A 20,353-nucleotide genomic window follows, 5' to 3' on the forward strand; every position below is an offset into this window, starting at 1 on the left:
AGTTCGCCTCCGGCATGAAAGGCTTTGGACGAACTGTTGCGTCGAGTGCCAGCGGCCGCCGTGTCGCGCGTCCGGAAGTGAGTTGCAACATCAGAAGATCGGTATTCACGCCCTCCCTCCCCCCGTATCGTCGCGATGCGGGCTGCAGGCGCTGCCTTGACTTCCGAATTTCCGCGGAGGTCGGGGGCGATCCGATACCCGCCGCCTGGTGATGCTACCATTTCCGCAGGGCTTCCATTCGTTCGCACCTCCATGGCGGCCTTCTCGCTGCCGGTTCGGGTCCGGTCCGATCAACGAGGCCAGAGATACCAGGCGCTGCGGAGCAATGGCCAAGGCAGCCGATCTCAAGGTATTGTCTATTCAATAGCGGACGTGCGCCAGAGGAGCCCGATGCCCGGATGAGGTCGGCTTCAGCCGACCATGGTCCGGCGTCAGACCCGACCTATGCCTCGCGTCGCCAGCTTCCCGGCGTGCTCACGCCTGCGCGCACTTTCGGGCTAGTTCTGGATCCCGCGTCTGGCGGCTAAAGCCGTCAGTCAGGCTCCCTGGACATCCTCGCAGCGTATCTGGCTGCGGACTCGGGACCAAGAATATCCCTGATCCATGCGGTACGGCGCGCCAGCGCCTGGGCAGGCGTCTCGCCGGGCAACGGTGGCGGCGGCGTCTCCCGGTCGTCGGACTCGTGCTCGGTCATGTCCGCCACTCCGCACCGCGCCGCCATCCATGACTGCCGCGGACCGTCCGGTTGGCGGGAATGCGCCGCCAGGTCCGCCGCGAGGAGTTCGATGCCATGGCGACCGGAACGGCCGCCGGACCTTTCGCCAAGTCGTAGCCATGCCTTGGCGAGTTACTTCGCCCTCCTTCAGGAGGCGAGGAACTGCAGGAGCGCGATCGCCGGGAACCCTGGGAGTGGAGGCGGTACTTGACGGAAAAGGGATCGGATTTGCAGGTCACTGCAGGGCCTTTCGCGCGAGTGTTCCATGCAAGGGTGCCTCGTAAACGCACCGGTTGCAAGCGCCGGCGGAAGGTCGGCCTGCAGGCCGGGGTCCGGCATGAATGCAGGCGATCGCGGAACGGCCGGCCCCCTTCGTGTCGCGCGTCGCGAAGAACTTCCCCCTTGGCGTCACCAGGAATTGCCCCACGGCGGACAGCGGAGGAGAGAGCGAACGAACGCAAGGGGATCGAGGGGGACCTTTCGTGGAGCGATCCGCTGGGGCGGGCATGACGACGCACGGCGATGCCGCAAAGATGACCAGGCGGCGGCGTCCACACAGGCGAACCCGGGAACGAGCCGGGACCGCACGTTCTACCTGCCAGCCTGCGACGGGCGGGGAGCCGGAACGGTTGCGGAGAGCGAGCTGAAGCCGTGTGTGGCGAGCGTCAGCAACAATGGGCGCCAATGAGATCGCGGTAGTCCGCGGTCCACGTGGTGCCCAAGGGCAGCTCCACAGTCACGTTTCCATGAAGCGGGCATTCCATCGTGTCCAGCTCCGGCCGCCGGTCTACCGCGATGGCCCGCCGGACAGGAACACGATGTCCGTTCGTGCGGCCTGCCGGAGTGCCAGATATGGACGGATCTCCCCGCCTGCGCTTTCACCGCTCGTGGCGATCGCGTCTCCCAGACAAAGCTCAGCGCGTTCAGGCCCGCGCGGGCGCACTGCCGGTCGCCGGGCGTCCTTAGGACGTGATAACTTACAAGTCCGTTGCGCAGCCGAAGCCTCCTTCATGAGCGAGCGGCTTCCGAACCCAGCAGCACCGCCCGCTGCTGCCCCTACCTAGGCGGGGCGCGACACCCTGCGTTCTCCGGTCAATGCGGCAGGGACCGATCGCTTCCCCGACGTCTCGATCTCCCGCCCTGTCCGGTGCGGGCAGGACCCGGATCAGGAGACGGCGTTTCGCGTGCCGCGGCCGACGGCGTAGAGCGTGATGCCGTGGCGCTTCGCTGCGGCCGGGTCGTAGACGTTGCGGCCGTCGAAGATGACCGGCTGCTTCAGCGTCGCCTTCACCGCCTCGAAGTCGATGATGTTGTAGGCCTTCCATTCGGTGACGAGGACCAGCGCGTCGGCGCCGTCGAGCGCGGCGTCGCGGCCGGCGCAGAGCACGAGGTCCGGCCGGTCGCCATAGATGCGGCGGCACTCCTCCATGGCCTTGGGGTCATGGGCGCGCACCGTGGCGCCCGCTGCCCAGAGCGCCTCCATGATGACGCGCGCAGGCGCCTCGCGCATGTCGTCGGTGTTGGGCTTGAAGGCAAGACCCCAGAGCGCGAAGGTGCGGCCCTGCAGGTCTGCGCCGAAATGGCCGTTGATCTTCTCGACGATGAAGCTTTTCTGGCGGTTGTTTCGCTCCTCGACCGACTTGAGCAGCGTCGCGTCGAAGCCGATCTGGTCGGCGGTACGGATCAGCGCCTGGACGTCCTTCGGGAAGCACGATCCGCCATAGCCGACCCCTGGATAGATGAAGTTGTAGCCGATGCGCGGGTCCGAGCCGATGCCGTGGCGGACGTGCTCGATGTCCGCGCCCAGCCGGTCGGCGAGGTTGGCGATCTCGTTCATGAAGCTGATCTTGGTGGCCAGCATGCAGTTGGCGGCGTACTTCGTCAGTTCCGCGCTGCGGATGTCCATCGCGATGATCTTCTCGCGATTGCGGTTGAAGGGCGCGTACAGTTCGCGCAGCCGCTCTTCGGCGCGTCGGCTCGCTACGCCGATGACGATCCGGTCGGGCCTGGTGCAGTCTGCAACGGCCGACCCCTCCTTCAGGAACTCGGGGTTCGACGCGACATCGAACGCGATGTCCTCGCGGCCCCGCGCCGCCAGCCGCTCCGCCATCTTGGCGCGTACCTTGTCGGAAGTCCCGACCGGAACCGTGGACTTCACGACCACCAGCCGCTCGGACGCCATGTGGGCTGCGATGGTGTCGGCGACCGCCAGCACGTAGGAAAGGTCGGCCGACCCGTCCTCGTCCGGCGGCGTTCCGACGGCGATGAACTGGATGTCGCCATGCGCCACGCCGCTTGCGGCGTCGGTGGTAAACCGCAGCCGCCCCGCCGCGCCGTTCTCGACGACGAGGTTCTTCAGGTCGGGCTCGTAGATCGGTATCTCGCCGCGCTCGAGCCTCGCCACCTTGGCCGCGTCGACGTCGACGCAGAGCACCTGGTATCCCGCCTCGGCGAAGACCGCCGCCTGGACCAGACCGACATATCCAGTTCCGAAAATCGTGATCCGCACTTGTTTCGTTCCCTGTGGGTTCGTGGCGACGGCGCATATCCCACGCCGCGCCAGGAAGCGCAACTTCTTGTGGGCGAGGCAGTCCGATCAAGATCTGTGGGTGCCGGTTTCCATGAATACTCGACAATGCAGGCCGACCGGCGGTTGCTCTCGCGGAAAGGCCGTCCTCTTCCTTCGGCTTCAGCATCGTTGGGATTGTTTTGCCCGCCGGTCCGGCTATCCTCCAGATGTCGTCGTAGCGCCGTGACTTCCGACGCGGAGCCTGACAGAACGCGCAACGGTCGAATCCGTTCATAGGCATGGCGGGACCGCGGCATTGCAAGGGGACATGCATATGGCGACGATTCTTGTCGTGGGAGGCGCAGGCTACATCGGTGCGCATTGCTGTCTGGATCTCGCAGGCCGCGGGCATCGCCCGGTCGTCTACGACAACCTGTCCAACGGGCATGAGTCGTTCGTGCAATGGGGGCCGCTCGAGATCGGCGACCTGCATGACCGGAGCCGGCTGCGCGAGGTGATGGACCGACACCGTCCGGCCGCGATCATCCACTTCGCGGCGCTGATCGAGGTCGGACTGTCGCTGGCCGATCCGCTTTCCTTCTACCAGAACAATGTGGGCGGAACGATCGGCCTGGTGTCGGCGGCGTCCGAGGCCGGGATCGACAAGTTCGTCTTCTCGTCGACCTGCGCCACGTATGGCGTGCCGCAAGCCACGCCGATGGCGGAGGACCACCGGCAGGTACCTATCAATCCTTACGGCCGCAGCAAGCTGATGGTGGAGCAGATCCTGGCCGACCTCGACGCACTGCGCGGTTTCCGGTCGGTCGTCCTGCGCTACTTCAATGCGGCAGGCGCCGACGAGGGGGGGCGGATCGGGGAGTGGCACGATCCGGAGACGCATGCGATTCCGGTCGCCATCGAGGCGGCCATGGGGCGCCGCGCCGGTTTCACGATCAACGGCAGCGACTATGACACGCGCGACGGCACCTGCATCCGCGACTTCATCCACGTGATGGACCTGGCGGACGCGCACGCGCGCGCGGTGGAACACCTGCTGGCCGGCGGGACGAGCGCGACGGTGAACCTGGGCACCGGCACGGGCACGTCGCTGCTGGAACTTCTGGACGTCGTGCGGACGGTCAGCGGACGCAATGTCCCGGTCGCCCGCGGACCGAGGCGGGCGGGCGACTCGCCGTCGCTCGTGGCCGACAACCGGCGGGCGAAGGCCCTGCTCGGATGGGAGCCGAAGCGCTCGATCGAGGACATCGTGACGAGCGCCTGGCGCTGGCATTCAAGCCGCAATACGGGGTAGGGCGGCTTCGGCTCCAAGCGGCCCTATGCGTAGCAGCGCGTCGTCGAACAGTGCAGGAACGTCGCCGCTGGCAAGGGATCAGCCCTGATGCGCTGTCCCCTCGCGCAAAATGTTCCTCCCGTGACGGGTGCCGACACTTCCGCGATCAGGCACCGCAACACTCTCGTTCCAAGCCTGAGCGCCACGTTACTCCCGGTTCCGGGGGACCACGTCCCGAACCGGATCCCGGCATGGACTTCACATCGCTGTCGTCAGCAAGGACGCGCTCTGCCGGCCGACTGCGGGAGCTTCCGGGATGATGCGAGACGGAAAGGCAGCCACCGCCTGGTCGCCATGCCTCAAGGACGAGCCGCGCGGGAGGCACTCGCACGTCTTGGGGTGTCGAACGAAGTCGCGTCAGACGATCGTGCCGGCCGTGCTGTCACCTGGACGTGCATGCGGGTCAAGGAGCCAAGGTCTGAGGCAGGCTCGGCGCCGACGAAGCCGGTTCCGATGCTCCAGGCTCCAATGCCATGCTGCAGCTCACCGGGACGCACCATCAGCGTCACCCGATTTGTCGTCGCGGTCTGTATTGCATTGCAGCAATCTGCGTGCCCGAACACCAGCGGCAGAAGCAATATGAGGCAGTTCCCGGCGAGGTGGCTTGAGGTCGCGCGTTCGCTGCGTCCGGGCGACACGCAAGAAAAGAAGGCGTGAGCCGATCTGCAGTTCGACGAGGATCGACGAGAACTGTCGCCCTCACTGTCGCTTTAAAAATAGCTGCGCCTGAAACATATGGTGAGGATTAATTTGTACCCCGACTGGCGGACGAAGTCTGCGGGTACCAAGGAGGCGATGGCACAGAGGCCATTCGATATTGATGAATCGTTTGCCGTACAGCTTTCTGAATCTCGGCATGTTCATGGAGGGTGCTGAAAAAACCGAACATTAGGCAACTCTGAAGAATATTGCGTTGCAACGGAGAAACTTGTCTCCTATCCTAGATTGTCACAGTTTGCTGTATGGTTGTGGAGATTTCTCCGATGAGCATCCGCATGCGCCTCCCTGGTGGGACCTTGAAGCTGAAAAGGTACCCTGAGTTGCGAGAGTCCGAACGAAGAAGGGAGGTGCCGGTCGTTTCGATCGGCGGCCTGTATCTCGTCTGGTGGAGCAGATCCGCGATGGTGACAAAGGCGCGAGAAAGAAATGGGGAATCCACGGCCGCTGCCACCGAAGCGCCGGATTCAGTTGGCTGAAGGTGCTATGTTCCTTCGAGACTTCACCGTGAGATTCCATGCAAGCCAAGTTTGAAGCGATTGACCCGCAGCCGCCGCGTGGCGTTCGTCCTGTCTGTTCCCCGGTGACGGACCGGAGCACCGGGGGCGCGTTTGATGAAATGACGGCCTGTTCGCGGTCCCTGCCTCTTTTCCGCTGCATGGTTCCCATACATCGCTTCGACGTTGCACGCGTCCGCGCGCGGTTCTTCCTGGAGCCCGCATGCGCACAGCCTGAACACATTCACTGAAGGCTACGCGACATGGGAATTCACGCCGCGATCAGCAGTGATCCGGAAGCGCTACCGATCGGGTCGGACGGCCGACGCTGGTACGTGGTCCACGCGTTCACCGGACGTGAGAAGGAGGCCGATGCCCATCTGCGAAACCAGGGGTTCGACACCTTCAATCCGATCGAGATCAGGACAGTCCGCCACGCGCGCCGACTGGTGACCAAGAGCAGGGCGTTCTTTCCGGGCTACCTTTTCGTCAGGATCGACGTCGATCTTGACCGGTGGCGGTCGATCAATGGTACGCGCGGCGTCCGGTCACTGATCATGCAGGCCGAGCGACCCGTCGCCTGTCCGAGAGGCCTCGTAGAGCGGCTGGTCGAGGCGGCCGATCCGGACGGCGTGATCGACACCCGTTCGACGCTTCGGCCTGGCCAGAAGGTCAAGGTAAAGACGGGGCCATTCGCCGATCTCGTCGGGACGCTGGACCGGCTGGACAATTCCGGCCGCGCGAAGGTGCTCCTGGAAATCATGTCCGGCGAGCGAGCCGTCAGCATGGCTGGCCACGATCTGGAAGCATTGTGAGGGAAATGACCGAACCCGGACGGAGGTTTCCGCCGCCATGCGCCTCCGGTCCCGCGATGGATGCGGCGGCGGCTTGACACGGCCACAGGACCGCGTGGCGTCCATTCGGCTGCGCGTCGGGGCCGGGCTGGCGCTTCTGGCGGAACTCGGCTGCATCGCCTGGTTCGCGTCCGTCGGCGGAGAATACCAGACGCAGATCCAGTCCTTCGTGATGCTCAGCGACAAGATGGCTCATGCGCTCGCATTCTGTGTGGCCGGAATGACGGCCTCGCTAGCCTTGCGCACCTCCGCGGCGACCGCCGCCGGGCTTTGCGCTGTGGCCGGTGGCATCGAGATACTCCAGTCGTTCGTGCCGGATCGGACGGCTTCTTTCGCCGACTTCGCGGCCTCAGTCGCGGGCGTCGCGGCGGGCGTCGCGCTGGGGGCCGCGCTCTGGCCGATCTTGCTCGGGAGTGTCAGGCGCACCTGAACACGGCCGCCCGTATCGCAGAGACAGGCCTGTTCCCGATGGCTCACAGCCCGGGAGATCGAGGGCATCGCCTGGACTGCACACGGCGTCCGCCGAAAAGGCGGGACGAACCGGATCGGGCTTCGGCGCTGCGCTACCCTACTTGAGGTCGTTCTCGTCCAGATCGATCAGCATGTCGGCGTCGTCGGCGGGCTTGTGGCCGGGCTCAGGCGGAAGCGATTCAAGCCAGTCCCAGAACTCGAACTCCTCGCGGGACCGGTCAGGACGCACCGACGGTCCGCGCCCGGATTGTCCGGTGGCTCCTGCCTCCATTTCGAAGAAATCAAGTTCCGGGGCCGTCTCTGGCGTCCGCCGCCGATACGACTGCGGCTCGGCTCGGCTGCCGGCCGGCTCGCCTGTATGGGGCCGGGCACCGGCTTCGGCAATGGACCGCACCTTGCTGAGTTCCGAAGCCAGCAGTTCCAGAAGCTTCGCCTGCTTCCCGGCGAAGGCCTTCTGGCGCTGTTCCGTCTCCGCAGCGAGGTCGGCGAACTGCCGCTCGACCTGCCGGCGCAGACGTTCCTCCAGGTCGAGCTTCTCCGCCGCATGGCGTTCGATGAGTTCGGACTCGCTCTGCTCCAACCGCCGGATGGTCTCCTCGCAGGCCAGAAGCCTCGAGGTCAGCATGTCGATCCGCTCGAGAAGGATCCGCAGGCCCTCCGATGGGCGCGGTTGGCCATCGACGCGCCCGCCGGCGGACGCATGTTCAGGCCTTGCCTCCGCACTGTCGGCCGAGGCGGTCGCAGGCGTCGTTGCCGCCGCCAGGCTTGCCGTCTCCGATCGCTCCACGCCGGTGGACGATCGGCCAGGCTGCAGGAACCTCATCCGTCCCGTCTCCCGATTCATCGGTTGCCGTCCATAGCTATTATGTCCGCGGCCGCTCTTCAACCTGACGCATAGGTGAGCCCGCCGCGGAAGTCCTTCGGCCGGAGCCGGCCGAGCCGAAAGACCTGTCACCATTGAATGCAGACGGTAGGCGGCAGGAAGTTCTCCGTGTCCAGTCCTCGATTCCCATGTTGCCATCAAGCAAGTCCCGGCGGAGCATCGCTACTACGGCGATTGCGGTTGGGCAGCAAAGATTCTCCGTTCAGCGTCTTCACGGTTGAAGCCTTTCGGTCGGGACATGTCGGACATGCGGCGACGGCGCGGTTCGGGCGGGCCCTGGGGACGTGAACATCTCCCGTAAGGTGTGCCCCATCTCCCCGGCGAACGGAACAACGGGGATGACGCGGTGGCTCGGCGCTGTTCCACTGGGTGCATGATTCGAGGCGGGTCCCATTCGGCCGAAGGGCGGGCATGTTTCGAAGTGTTGGTGTGGCGTCCGAGCGAGAAGCATGGCGCGGCTCGGAGGACGAGCGCGATCCTGCCGCTCGACGACAGCATGATTTGCGGAACCGTCACCAAGGGTCTTGGCTCGACGACTACACTGTGGGCGGCCGGCACCGGCAATTCGCCGCCGCCGGAGTGGCCGTTCTGCGGGTCTTCGGCCGGGGCGATGGCGAAGCAAGCTGTCGCGCACGCAGGAGCGCGCGCTTGCTTCGCGCTCGCAGACTGCTGCTAAGCCAGCTCGGCGGCGGTGGTCGAGCTGATCGAGGATCGTTTTTCGGTCGGCTGCTCGAAGGCGGCGTCCTCAAGCTGCTTCACCGGTTGGGCTTCGCCTACACAGGGGTTGCGGGCCGGTAGGCGCGGCAGCTTTCGCGGCATCGCCCGCGAGAGCTGCAGCCCGCGCCCGCTGGCTGCGAAGACCGTGTTGTTGTCGAGATTGAAGCAATGCCCGTCTTGCCGCAGGCTCGAATCGGCGCCACCGAGCGTCAGCTTCACGCGGTAAGATGTCGCGGCCGAGTGGCCTCCATGTCGTATTAAGGAAGTCGCTCCAAGCGGGCATGATCTTTGGTGCGCCTGCTCCGTTAGATCGCAGCGGGATATCTCTATTGCCGCTGCCTTCGGGTCTCCGCCTGAGGATGTCAGTTGCAGGAACTTTTCCGGCACGCTTGCTCCTTTTGAACCGTATCCCTCATAGTTACTCTCAAATCTGCCTTTAGGGCATCCACCCGATTCAACACGCAAGGTCGTTTGTTTTGACAGAAGCACTTTTCGTCATCCAAGCGCGATTGTTTGTCGACTGTTGGCATGGTCGCTCCAGGCGTCACAATTATTGATCGGACGGACAATGGTCCGGTCCGTAGCTGGTTGAATGTGAGGGAGTGCTGTGATAGCGGTTGCATACAGTCTAATGCTTCTAGCAACAGAGGGAAGTGATGCGGATCACATCGACACTTAATGCTGCAGTCATGGCCGCAGGAATGACATTCGCCGCCGGGGCCGCCTTTGCGCAGGATCAGGTGTGCAAGTGCGTCGTTTCCGCGACCGCAAACATCATCGGCAAGGTCGAGAGCGTCGAAGGCAACGTGCGGATCTCGCAGGCGGCGGGCTTCTCGCCGGTGCAGGACGAGACGGCTCTCCAGAAGGGTGCGACGATCATCGTGGGTGCGAACAGCTCCACGAGGCTCCTGCTCGGCAACGACTGCCGGGTGGAACTCGGGGCCAATCAGTCAATGACGCTGGTTGCCCAGGATAGCGGGAACATCTGCGCGGCGGTAAGGAACGAGGCGCCTCCGACCGGAAACACCACAGCGGCTGCCGTCGGCGCGCTAGCCGGCACGGCGCTTCTGGTGGGGGGCGTGATCGTGTTCAGCCAGGATGACGACAAAATCTCGGTCAGCCAACAGTAACGAGGGCGGCCAGCCCTCAGTCTGTCCCAGTGCAGTCGTCATTCGGTCCTCGGATCCATCTGGATCGTTCCGTTAGCGGCAGGTGGTTGTGACGCTGGTGGTGCCGACGTACCGGTGATCGATATCCACTCCCATATCCTTCCGGGCATCGATGACGGTGCTCCGGACATGGCAACGTCGGTTGAAATGGCCCGGATCGCGGTTGCCGACGGGATCACGTGCATGGCCTGTACGCCGCACATCCTGCCCGGCATGTACGAGAACACGGCAGGAGGTATCCGAGCCGCGATCGCGGGGCTGCGTGCGGCGCTTGCTGCCGCGGCTGTTCCGCTTGAGATAGTTCCCGGTGCCGACGTCCACGTCGCACCCGATCTCGCCGACAAGCTGACGGCCGGCGTCGTTCCGACGCTGAATGGTTCGCGCTACTTTCTTCTCGAGCCATCGCATACGATCCTTACGCCGAGGCTCGAGGAGTTCGCAGAGCGCCTTATTGGCGCCGGCTTCATCCCGATAATCACGCATCCGGAAAGGCTCCACTGGATCAGGACCTCGTTCAGCGTGATCCAGGGCCTGAACAAAATCGGATGCCTGATGCAGATTACTGCTGGTTCCGTGCTGGGCGAATTCGGAAAGGTGCCGTTGTATTACTCAGAAAAAATGTTGGACGAGGGCAGGGTGGACATCGTCGCCTCGGACGCGCACGGTATCGGGAGACGACGCCCCACGCTTACGCGCGCTCGGGATGCCATCGCCCTCAGGGTCGGGGAAGCCGAGGCCCGTGCCATGGTCGAGACGAGGCCCGGCGCGGTTCTCCTGGACAGGTTGATACAGCCGGTCGGCCGGCATCTGGAAGCAGGGCCGGGGGAACCGGAGAAACGCGGTTTCCTAGGTAGACTGTTCCGACGGACGGATAGCTGATGCGCGCGACCCGACTTGATCTTCGATATCTCGGATGCGCAGCCGCGGCCTTCGCCGTGGCGGTGTTGTCGGGCTGTTCGACAACCGAAATGCCCGTCTCCTCGACCGATGCCTCCACGCAGGGAGTGCTGGCGCTTCAGGGCGCGGCAGGCGGGGCCGGAGGACTGCAGGTCGTGCGGGACCTGCCGCCGCCGATCAACACCCATAACGGGCAGGAACAGCCGCTCGCTCTGAACGACGTCCTGGAGGTCGATGTCTTCCAGGCTGATTCGCTGGACCGGACGGTGCAGATCGACGCCGCGGGGCGGGTAAACCTGCCGCTGATCGGTGCGGTGGACGCGGCGGGCAAAAGCGTCAGGACGCTCGAACAGGAGATCGAGGCCGCCTATGGCCGGAACTACCTGCAGAACCCGGACGTGACCATCTTCCTGAAGGAGTCCTTCGGGCAGCGGGTCACCATCGACGGGGAAGTGACGAAGGCTGGCGTCTATCCGGTTACCAGCAGTTCCACCCTGCTCGAAACGGTCGCGCTGGCCGGCGGTTTTCGCCCGCTCGCGGACCAGTCGAAGGTCTTTGTGTATCGCGACATCGGCAGCCAGAAGCTGGTCGCAAACTTCGACGTCGCTGAAATCCGGACGGGAAAGCGGGCCAATCCACGCATTTACGGCGGCGACGTTGTCATCGTGTTCACTTCGCAGTCCAAAATCGCTATGCAGAACCTGAAGGAGGCGCTGGGCATAGCGACCAGCGCTTCGAGGCTTGCGATCATTCCATGATTTGGCGCTTGCGAAGAGTTGCTTGAGATGAACCGACAGATCCAGCCCGGTGGACAGGGGGCGGCGTATCCGCCGCCGTCGGAATTTCTGTACGACGGGCCGCATCGATATGCGCCTTATGGGTATCGCGAGGCGGAGCCGGAGCCTGATTCGTTCAACCCCCTAACTCTGCTGCTTTACGTCCTGCGGTATCGCTGGCTTATCGCATTTCTCCTCGCCGTCGGCCTGGTCTCCGGGGCAGTGTTCACGATGATGCAGACGCCCCGATACAGGGCGACCGCGCAGCTGGAGGTGCTGGTCCCGTCGGCGAAGGTATTCCAGGACATCGAGGTGGTGTCCGAAGGAACCGACGTTCGTTCTTTTCTGACAGCCCGCGAGAAGCTGAAGAGCCGGGCGCTTGCGCAGCGGGCCGTCTACGAACTCGGCCTGACGGAGCGGGAGGATTTCCTGTTCCCGAAGCCGGACTTCTCGCCGGTAAACCTTTTCTCGCGAGCCTTCGGCATCGACCGCACGACCGACATCAACAGCTATTCACCGGAGCAGCGCGAGGCGATCGCCATCGGCCGGGTGATGGAGAACCTTTCGGTCGATCTCGTCACCAACACCAGCCTGCTGAAGGTCAGCTTCAGCGACCAGCAGCCGCTCTATGCGCAGACCGTGGCGAACCAGATCGCGCAGAGCTTCATCGACCAGAGGGTCGACCAGACCAGCGAGACTTCCGGTCTTGCTCGCCAGTTCATCCAGGAGCAGGTCGTGCAGGTGAAGGATCGCCTGCAGCAGTCGGAGAAGGCGCTGGTCGACTACGCCAAGGAAGTCGGGATCACCGTGACCGGCGACGAGAACTCGCTGATCTCCGCCAACATGACGGCGATCAACGGAGCCCTCGCCAAGGCCATCGAGGAGAACCTCGAATACGGGCGCCTGGTGCAGCAGATCGAGGCCGGACGTGGGGATGGCCTGGAGCAGGTCCTGGCAAGCGAGGGCCTCGGGAAAATCCGCAGCCGGATCGCCGACCTGAGTGCCGAGTACCAGCAGAAGCTGTCGCTGTTCAAGCCTGGCTTCCCGGAGATGAAGCAATTGGAGTCCCAGATCCAGGAACTTCGAAAGCAGGCGGACAACGGCATTGCAGTGATCACCGATTCGATCCGGCTCAAGCACGAGGAGACGCAGACCAAGGTCGCGGACCTGCGGGCGAAGCTCACCGAACTCGAAGCGGAGCAGGCCGCCTACCAGGACAAGAACATCCAGTACACCATCCTCAAGCGCGACGTCGAGTCCTACCGGTCGCAGTACGAGAGCCTGATAGACAAGCTGAACGATATCGGCGTCGGCGCGGATCTGAAGAACCAGAATGCGGCGATCGTCGATCTGGCCGTCCTCCCGGGCGGGCCTTACTCACCGAGCATGTCAAGGAACGTCGCGTTGGCGCTGGCGTTTTTCGCGGTGTTGGGCGCGGCGCTGATTTATATCCTAGAACTCCTGAACAACACGTTCTCCAACCCTGAACAGGTAGAGACGGAACTCGGGCTTCCCGTCCTTGGCATCCTGCCTTCGGTGGACGAGAAGGAGATCGTGGCAGCGCTGGCCGACCAGCGGTCGGGGCTTTCGGAAGCCTACCGGTCCCTCAGGACGGCTCTCCAGTTCTCCGGTACCGAAGGCATGCCGCGGACCCTGCTGGTGACGAGTTCGGAGCCGTCGGAAGGCAAGTCGACGACGGCCTTCAAGCTGGCCCAGGATTTCGCTTCGCTTAACACGAGCGTCCTCCTGGTGGACGCCGACATGCGCAAGCCGAACCTGCACCGCCTCTTCGGGCTCGACAACACCCTTGGTCTGAGCAACCTGCTCACCAACACGATCCGCAGGGAAGACTATCCGAAGCTGCTGCGTCAGACGAAGTATCCCAACGTCTCAATCCTGACGTCGGGCACGATCCCGCCGAACCCGGCGGACCTGCTCTCCTCGTCGCGAATGGCCGCTGCACTCAGCGGCTTCTCCAAGCGGTACGACCTCGTCATAATCGATGCCCCGCCGATCGTGGGCCTGTCCGACGCGCCGATCCTCAGCCGTCTCGCGGACGGGTCGCTGCTGGTCGTATCCGCGAACCAGGTGACGCGCAAGTCCGCCACCAATGCCCTGAAGCGGCTGCGCGCTGCGGGCGCGAGCGTCCTCGGCACGACGCTTTCGAAGTTCTCGGTGAGCCGTCTCGACTACAACTACGCTTACAGGTACATCAACAGCGACTACTACTCGTATGGAGCCGAGACCCCGAGGCTTGCCGGCACGACGGGTCGCGTGGAGGAGGAAGACGTTGGTCAGGATCCGACGCTTGGCGATATGGCTCGCGGCGTCCGTAGCCGTTTTGGTGCTTTCCTTGCACGCGTCAAGCAGGCTCGTTGAGGAGACGGATCCAAGCCTGGCGATCGCCCTCTTCCCCTTCAATGTCGACGCGACGGCCACCCTTGTCGAGCGTCTGCTTGACGGGCAGGAGGCGGGGGCCGATATGGAGATCGCTGAAGACTTGGTCGACGAAGCGATTCCGCTGAATGCCGGCCATGCCCGTCTTCAGAGCCTTCGCGCCGAAATCCTGCTGCGTGCCGGGGACCGTGACGGCGCCGCCAACGATTTCAGGCGCGCCCTTGAGCTTTCCAAGACCGAGAGCGTCGCACTGCAACGAACCATCGCTTGGTCGATCGAAGCCGATGACGTCGTTGGTGCGCTCGAGAACATCGACGTTCTGCTGCGCCGCCATCCCTGGAAGATCAGGGACCTGGGAAGCATCTTCGCCGCGATCGTGATGACGAAGGACGGCTATGCGGAACTCCGTCGACGGCTGATGGTGGGGCCGCCGTGGGGCGCCGCCGTCTTTCGGCAGATTGCCGCGGATCCCGCGGGCTTGGCCGCAGGGGCATCGCTTCTGACGGATCTGCACAAGGCGGGTGCGCCTGTCGGAGACTGGGGACTGTCTACGGTCATCCAGGCACTAATCCGTGAAGGACGGGCATTGGAAGCATATAGCCTTTTCCTTGGCACGCAGTCGACCGCAGAGGCGGCGCTCGCCGGCTACATTCACGACTCCGGTTTTGAGGGCGGGCAAAGCAACAAGCCGTTCGACTGGCAGATCCGCAGCCGATCCGGGCATACTGTGGAAAGGCTGCCGCACCCTTCCTTCGGAAGCGTCCAGTCCGGGCTCCTCATTCAGTTCAACGGAACGCCGGTAAAGGACATGCAGGCAAGCCAGGTCCTGCATCTTCCGCCAGGCGAGTACGAACTTTCCGCGGACCTCACCGCTGCCAATGCCAAGCTTCCGAAGGGGCTCTACTGGTCGTTGCGCTGCCAGTCGTCGAGCCGGGAATTTGCCCGCCTCGACATCCCCGAAGGAAGCTACCGGAACAAGGTGGCAGCGACACGGTTCGTTCTTTCCGCCGACGACTGCCCCCTCCAGAACGTCTCGATCCATACAGCCGTCATCGCGGAGAGCTGGAAGGATCGCTACACGGGCAGCGTCGTGGTCCAGAGGCTGCAGATCCGCAAGAGCGACAGCTGATGCCGACGTCAGATACGCGACAGAAGATAGGACTGGGCGTCGTCCTGTTCTTCGCCCTGATCTTCGGCGGTGGCGCTGGGCCGGGACTGTTCACGGATTCACTCCTGCAGGCGATGATCGTCGTGGCAGTCGCATTCGTGCTCACGGCGCAGACGTCCCTGCCTGCCGCGCCTGTGCTGCTGACCTTCCTCGTGTTGATTTCCATCGCATGCGTTCTGCAGGTGTTGCCCCTCCCGGCCTGGCTCTTCACCGGCAGCCGGCCCGAAATCTTCATGCAGTCCGACGGCGACAGCCCATTCCGTTTCGTGAGCCTCGGCGTCGGGCGAACGATGGAGGCGACGGCCTTCGCCATTTCAGCTCTTCTGTTCGCATTGGCGGTGTCGAAGCTCCGCGGCGAGCAGGTGCGGGGCCTGCTGCCTTTCTTCTTCATCGGCGTGGCCTGCAACATGCTTGCGGGCGCCATGCAGTTTTCCATGGCGCAGGACACGAGCCTGCAGAGCTGGCTACCCTACACTATCGCGGCCGGGCTGTTTGCGAACGTGAACCACTTCTCGACGCTTCTCTTCGCGAGCATCCCGCTCATCGTATACTACGGGCTTTTCGTCGGGCGCGGCGTGCTCATGAGCCTCGCCATCCCGGCTATCCTGCTCATCCTCCTGGCTGCCGGGTCGCGGGCAGGGGTGTTGATCGGCCTTGCGATCACCATGCTGTCGTTCCTCTTCCTCGCATGGCGCTCACGCGCCGGGACCGTGACGTCAGGCGCGCTGTTCGTGGGTCTCGGCATCTACAGTTTCGGCGTCACGACGAAGTTTGTCGGCGACCTCGATCCGGCCTTCGGCCGGATCGAGTTCATGCGAACGACCCTGGAAGGCCTGAAGGAAAACTGGGTCTGGGGGATCGGCTACGGAAACTTCCTGGACGGGTACGGGCCGTACGAGCGGGAGGAGATGATCTATCGTCCATATGTCAATCACGTTCACAACGACTTTCTCGAAGTCGCCTTCGAGGGCGGCATCCTCGCGATGACGCTGATGGCGCTGTACGTGCTGCTGTTTGTCCTGCGGATGCGCCATCGGCTCGATCCGCTGCAGCGTGCTGCCTTCCTCTCGATTGTCTTCGTCCTGCTGCACTCCACGGTCGACTATCCGCTTCGGACCATGGCGATCGCAGTGACGTTCGCGTTCCTGAACGGCATCTACTTTCACCGGATACCGCTATTCAAGCCCCTGTTGCGGAGCGAAGCGCTTGAGGTGCGGCACAATGGCGGAACCATACTCGCTCCGATCGCGCGTCTTTAGGGGGGTAACGGGCGGCCGTCGAGCCTTCCCCGCCAGAAGCTTGGCGGGAGTGGCGGTTGTCCCTCAGATTGATGGGGCCATCAACCGGCGTCGTGCTGTCGCGCGCGCCAAGCATCATCGAGGGACGACCAAGGAACATTGTGCCGGATTGGACGTGTCGCTCGAAAGCACCAGCGTGTGCGCTGTGGAGGCCTCGGGGCGCGTCGTGCGCGAGGCCAGGGTCCTGAGCAAGCCGGAGGCGCTGATCGCCCCGGGACTGCGATGGCGCGGATCGGCCTGGAGGCGGGGCCGGTCTCATCAGCGCCGCGCTCGATCACCGCGCCGCAATCGCTGCGATCCTCACGCGCCGGAGTAGCCAGTAGTTCGAGGCACCCATTTACACCAACTGTCATATCCCCTGACCGACAAGTGCCCAGTCCCGCATTCTGATCGACGTGATCGTGTGCGGCTGGGCGAGGAGCTTGCGCCAGGCGTCGCAGGCGGCTTCGATGATGGCCTCGTAATCGGCGAAGACGCGGTTCGACAGCCAGTTGCTGCGCAGATACTGCCAGACGTTCTCGACCGGGTTCAGCGTAAGCGGGATTAGCACCACAGGGTTTTTCCGAGTTGACAGGAGCGCCTGCTCAGCTGCGAGCCGCCTTGGCTCGGTTCGGCATGAAGTGCGACCGGATGGCGACGACGGCCCTGGCTATGGCGGCGGCACTTTCTTCGTCGAGCCGGGAATCCGCGGTGGTCGTGTCCCGGATCGGGGCAATGATGTCACCGGTGCTGGGGTGGCCGTGGAGAACGGGGCGCCAGAGCCTTTGGGCGTAGCCGGTGGCGAGCAGGAAGGCAGTGGACCACGCGAAGGCGTCGAACGTTCCGTCCTTGCGTCGCGCAAGGCGCGGACGCCATGTCTGCGGCGTTTCCGCAAGCCCGGTCGAGATGCGGTTGTAGTTCGCGACCAGCGTCTGAACCGCGAGCGCCCCGGTCGTGCCTTCGAGCGCCATCATCGCCTGCTCGCCCGCAATCAAGCCAATCCAGTGGCGCGGGTCGATGAAGCGCGGTCCAATGATGAGGGCCGTCAGATAGCCGTCGAGCCCTGACATGCTGAAGACCGGCGGATGCGGTCGCCGCTTGCGCAGGAACGCCTCGGAGGCCGCATCGTCCAGCATCGGGCGCGACGGCGGAAGCGGGGAAGCCGCGGCGGGCGCAGCGACAACAGGCCCTTTGGGCGGACGTGCGATCATGCCGCCATCATCCCTGCCTGGCCCCGCTTTTCGCGGCTTGCTTTCCAGTTCCACGGGAGAAGCTGGTCGAGCCGATTGACCGGCACGGCGCCTGAGACAATCTGCTCCAGCACATCGGCGAGCCATGTCTCGGGATCGACACCGTTGAGCTTTGCCGAATTGACCAGCGATGCCAGCACAGCCCATGTCTCGCCGCCGCGGGCCGATCCGGCAAAGAGGCTGTTCTTCCTTGTCAGGCAGACCGGCTTGATCGAGCGCTCCACGATGTTGCTGTCGACTTCGATCCGGCCGTCGTCGAGGAAGGCTGTCAGTCCCGGCTAGTGCGCCAGTGCGTAGATGACGGCCTTGCCGAGTGACGACTTGGCCGAGACCTCATCGATCAGTGTCTCGAGCCGCGCCTTCAGGGCCGCCATCACAGCAGCGCTGTCGGCCTTGCGCGCCGACAGGCGTTCGGCAGCACTCATGCCGCGGATGCGTTCCTCGATCCGGTAGATCTCGGCGATGGCGGCGACCACCGCCAAAGCCTCGCTCGAGCCCGTCGTCTTGACCACCTCGACGAACTTGCGGCGCGCATGCGCAAGGCAGAAGGCAAGTTGCAAGGGAGCAGCATTGCTCTTGCGCCGCCGCTTGGCCAGGCTCTTGTAAGCAGCATAGCCATCGACCTGGAGAATGCCGCCGAAGGCTGACAGCTGCGTCTCGATTTCTCCCGTCCCGCGACTTTCGGCAAACACATAGCCGACCGCTGGCGGCGCCGGGCCTTGCCAGGGCCGATCATCGACCGCCTGCGCCCACAACTGGCAGACTTTCGTCCGCTTGCGCCCCGGGTCGAGCCGCGGCAGAGGCGTCTCGTCACAGAACACACGCGGCTGCGAGCGGATGAAGGCCAGCAGCCGCTCGTAGAGCGGCTTCAGCCACCAGGCTGCCCGTCCGACCCAGCCGCCAAGCGTTCCACGGTCGATCTCGACGCCGTAACCCGAGAAGATCTGCGCCTGGCGATAGAGGGGAAGATGCCAGGCGAACCTGGAGGCGACCACATGCGCCACCAGCGCCGTCGTCGCCATGCCACCATCCATCACCCGCGGGCGCGCCGTCGCCTGCACGACGTTGGCTTCGCAGGCCCGGCAGGCATATCTGGGCCGGATCGTGCGGAGCACCCGCAGAAGGGCAGGAACGATATCGAGCGCCTCGCTGACGTCCTCGCCGATGCTATGGAGTTGAAGTCCGCAGCAGGAGCAGGTCGTGCTCTGCGGCTCGATCACTTCCTCGCAGCGCGGCAGATGCTTCGGCAGGGCGCCCATGTTGCGCGATGCCGGCTGCCGCCTGCGCCGCGGCCGATCGTCATCTTCGGCGACATCGTCATTTGCTGCCGCCGGCACCTCGGAGAGGTCGCCGCGATCGAGCACGGTCTGTGCCGGATCGAGCGTGGTCAGCTTCTCCGACTTTGCTCCGAAGATCATTTGCCGCAGAAGGTCGGCATAGACGCGCAGCTGCGCGTTCTCGGCTTCAAGAGCCAGAACCATTCTCTTCAGTTCGTTGGAACCCGATGGCAGTAAATCAGCGCGGAGCGGCATGATCAACCATACCATGTCGCCCCGATTCTTCAAGCAAATCCAGTCACTTCACGCCGCCCGAACAGGCCTCTTGACGTGCTTCTTCGCCACCCGCGTCCAGTCGAGACCGGCTACCAGAAGCGCGAACTCCTCGCGCGTCAGTCGGATCGCTCCGTCCTGGATCGGTGGCCAGGTGAAGCGCCCGGACTCGAGCCACTTCGAGACCAGAACCATGCCGCTGCCATCCCAATACAGAAGCCGCAACCGATCGCCGCGCCTGGGACGGAAGACAAAGACGTTGCCGCAATAGGGATCGGCTGCAGGAGCCGAGGCAACCAGTGCTGCGAGGCCATTGATGCCGCGGCGGAAGTCGACCGGCTGCGTCGCCATCACGACCTTCATGTCGCCGGCTGGAATCATCGCGGCACGCGCAACGCACCAACGATTGCCGCCGCCAGGGTGGCATCGACCGCGCCCGTCAGGACGAGCCGGCTGCCATGGATCTCCAGCTCGATGCGACCGGTCACCGCGGGCGCATCACTCTTGCGTGCTCCACCGCGCTCGCGTTGCTGCTCCTCGTCAGCGACCGTGATCGGCACGAACTGCACGGCGGCCTTCGTCTCCGCCACCCCTTTCGCCTTCACAAGCCCCACCTGTCGTCGCCAGATTGTAAGAAGCCCGCGATTGACCCCCCAACGCCGCGCGACAGACGAGATGTTGGCGCCTGGCTCCGCGCTCTCGGCCACAATCCGCGCCTTCTCCGCCGGCGTCCAGCTACGCCGTTGCCGGCGGCCCGTGATCACCTCTACCCGGCGATAATCACTGTCTTCATGCCTGACTTGAAGTCTGGCATCAGCGTCGTCCAAGCCCATCCAGTCGCACTCCTCGCCTAACAGACGGCAAGTCTCGCCAGCGAATAGCCGCTCCGCAAGACGGGGTGCTCGTGGCGCTCACGGTTCAGCTCCGGCGCCCGCGAGGGCAGGAAGATCGGCGTGATGTTCTTCGGCACCTTCAGCCTAGCCCGTCTTTTTCATGACGGCGTGTTCGCAAGGCTGGCGGATGTAGCATAAGCAGTTGATTTGGCGTAGGATTCGGTTGCTTAGGCCAATCCTGCCGACAACATCGCGCGAGCCACACCCGCCATGACTGACGATACGCTGCTGCCGTTCTCTTTTCCAGCCGTTCGCGCCAAGA

The 20,353-nt window shown here is 64.2% G+C and carries 15 protein-coding genes and 3 pseudogenes; 10 read left to right on the forward strand and 8 right to left on the reverse strand.

What is annotated here, in order from left to right:
* Positions 1-1,880 precede the first annotated feature (1,880 nt).
* Complete coding sequence (locus tag N1F91_RS23870) at positions 1,881-3,224, reverse strand: UDP-glucose/GDP-mannose dehydrogenase family protein (RefSeq protein ID WP_289995931.1); 1,344 nt, start codon at positions 3,222-3,224, stop codon at positions 1,881-1,883.
* Between the two features lie 328 nt (positions 3,225-3,552).
* Between N1F91_RS23870 and galE the strand changes: the two genes are divergently transcribed.
* The 3 genes from galE (at position 3,553) to N1F91_RS23885 (ending at position 7,073) form a co-directional block, all read left to right on the forward strand.
* The gene (gene galE, locus N1F91_RS23875) at positions 3,553-4,536 is read left to right on the forward strand and encodes a UDP-glucose 4-epimerase GalE (RefSeq protein ID WP_289995933.1); all 984 of its coding nucleotides are present in this window, start codon (positions 3,553-3,555) and stop codon (positions 4,534-4,536) included.
* A 1,516-nt stretch (positions 4,537-6,052) separates the two neighbouring features.
* Positions 6,053-6,604, forward strand: a complete 552-nt coding sequence (locus tag N1F91_RS23880) for a transcription termination/antitermination NusG family protein (protein WP_289995934.1) — start codon at positions 6,053-6,055, stop codon at positions 6,602-6,604.
* Between the two features lie 73 nt (positions 6,605-6,677).
* Entirely contained in the window at positions 6,678-7,073 is a 396-nt protein-coding gene (locus tag N1F91_RS23885; RefSeq protein WP_289995935.1) for a VanZ family protein, read from the forward strand.
* 138 nt (positions 7,074-7,211) lie between these two features.
* Here N1F91_RS23885 and N1F91_RS23890 read toward each other — a convergent pair whose 3' ends face one another.
* Positions 7,212-7,937, reverse strand: coding sequence for a hypothetical protein (locus tag N1F91_RS23890; protein ID WP_289995936.1), 726 nt, complete (start codon positions 7,935-7,937; stop codon positions 7,212-7,214).
* A 732-nt stretch (positions 7,938-8,669) separates the two neighbouring features.
* The gene (locus tag N1F91_RS23895) at positions 8,670-8,933 is read right to left on the reverse strand and encodes a hypothetical protein (protein ID WP_289995937.1); all 264 of its coding nucleotides are present in this window, start codon (positions 8,931-8,933) and stop codon (positions 8,670-8,672) included.
* Positions 8,934-9,370: 437 nt separating this feature from the next.
* Between N1F91_RS23895 and N1F91_RS23900 the strand changes: the two genes are divergently transcribed.
* The 7 genes and pseudogenes from N1F91_RS23900 to N1F91_RS23930 form a co-directional block, all read left to right on the forward strand.
* The gene (locus N1F91_RS23900) at positions 9,371-9,844 is read left to right on the forward strand and encodes a hypothetical protein (protein WP_289995939.1); all 474 of its coding nucleotides are present in this window, start codon (positions 9,371-9,373) and stop codon (positions 9,842-9,844) included.
* Positions 9,845-9,958: 114 nt separating this feature from the next.
* Positions 9,959-10,762, forward strand: coding sequence for a CpsB/CapC family capsule biosynthesis tyrosine phosphatase (locus N1F91_RS23905; protein WP_289995940.1), 804 nt, complete (start codon positions 9,959-9,961; stop codon positions 10,760-10,762).
* A complete protein-coding gene (locus N1F91_RS23910) occupies positions 10,762-11,538 on the forward strand; it encodes a polysaccharide biosynthesis/export family protein (RefSeq protein WP_289995942.1) in 777 nt (258 codons plus the stop codon). The genes N1F91_RS23905 and N1F91_RS23910 overlap by 1 nt, the downstream gene beginning before the upstream one ends.
* A gap of 27 nt (positions 11,539-11,565) precedes the next feature.
* Positions 11,566-13,935, forward strand: coding sequence for a polysaccharide biosynthesis tyrosine autokinase (locus N1F91_RS23915; protein WP_289995944.1), 2,370 nt, complete (start codon positions 11,566-11,568; stop codon positions 13,933-13,935).
* Entirely contained in the window at positions 13,865-15,082 is a 1,218-nt protein-coding gene (locus N1F91_RS23920) for a hypothetical protein (RefSeq protein ID WP_289995946.1), read from the forward strand. The genes N1F91_RS23915 and N1F91_RS23920 overlap by 71 nt, the downstream gene beginning before the upstream one ends.
* 113 nt (positions 15,083-15,195) lie before the next feature.
* Entirely contained in the window at positions 15,196-16,380 is a 1,185-nt protein-coding gene (locus N1F91_RS23925) for an O-antigen ligase family protein (RefSeq protein ID WP_289995947.1), read from the forward strand.
* 79 nt (positions 16,381-16,459) lie between these two features.
* Positions 16,460-16,665 (forward strand): annotated as a pseudogene (locus N1F91_RS23930) (hypothetical protein); the annotation flags it as partial.
* Between the two features lie 103 nt (positions 16,666-16,768).
* Here the strand turns inward: N1F91_RS23930 and N1F91_RS23935 are convergent.
* From N1F91_RS23935 to N1F91_RS23955, 5 genes and pseudogenes are all read right to left on the reverse strand, one after another.
* Positions 16,769-16,951, reverse strand: a pseudogene (locus tag N1F91_RS23935) (IS630 family transposase); the annotation flags it as partial.
* A gap of 52 nt (positions 16,952-17,003) precedes the next feature.
* On the reverse strand, positions 17,004-17,534 hold the full coding sequence (locus tag N1F91_RS23940) for a UPF0149 family protein (protein ID WP_289995951.1): 531 nt from the start codon (positions 17,532-17,534) through the stop codon (positions 17,004-17,006).
* Positions 17,535-17,605: 71 nt separating this feature from the next.
* A pseudogene (locus tag N1F91_RS23945) lies at positions 17,606-19,180 on the reverse strand (IS66 family transposase).
* Positions 19,181-19,228: 48 nt separating this feature from the next.
* Positions 19,229-19,579, reverse strand: coding sequence for an IS66 family insertion sequence element accessory protein TnpB (gene tnpB, locus N1F91_RS23950; RefSeq protein ID WP_289995948.1), 351 nt, complete (start codon positions 19,577-19,579; stop codon positions 19,229-19,231).
* A complete protein-coding gene (locus tag N1F91_RS23955; protein ID WP_289995949.1) occupies positions 19,576-20,031 on the reverse strand; it encodes a transposase in 456 nt (151 codons plus the stop codon). The genes tnpB and N1F91_RS23955 overlap by 4 nt, the downstream gene beginning before the upstream one ends.
* Positions 20,032-20,353: the final 322 nt, after the last annotated feature.

The organism is Aquibium sp. ELW1220, assembly GCF_030398385.1.
Taxonomy (GTDB): Bacteria; Pseudomonadota; Alphaproteobacteria; order Rhizobiales; family Rhizobiaceae; genus Aquibium.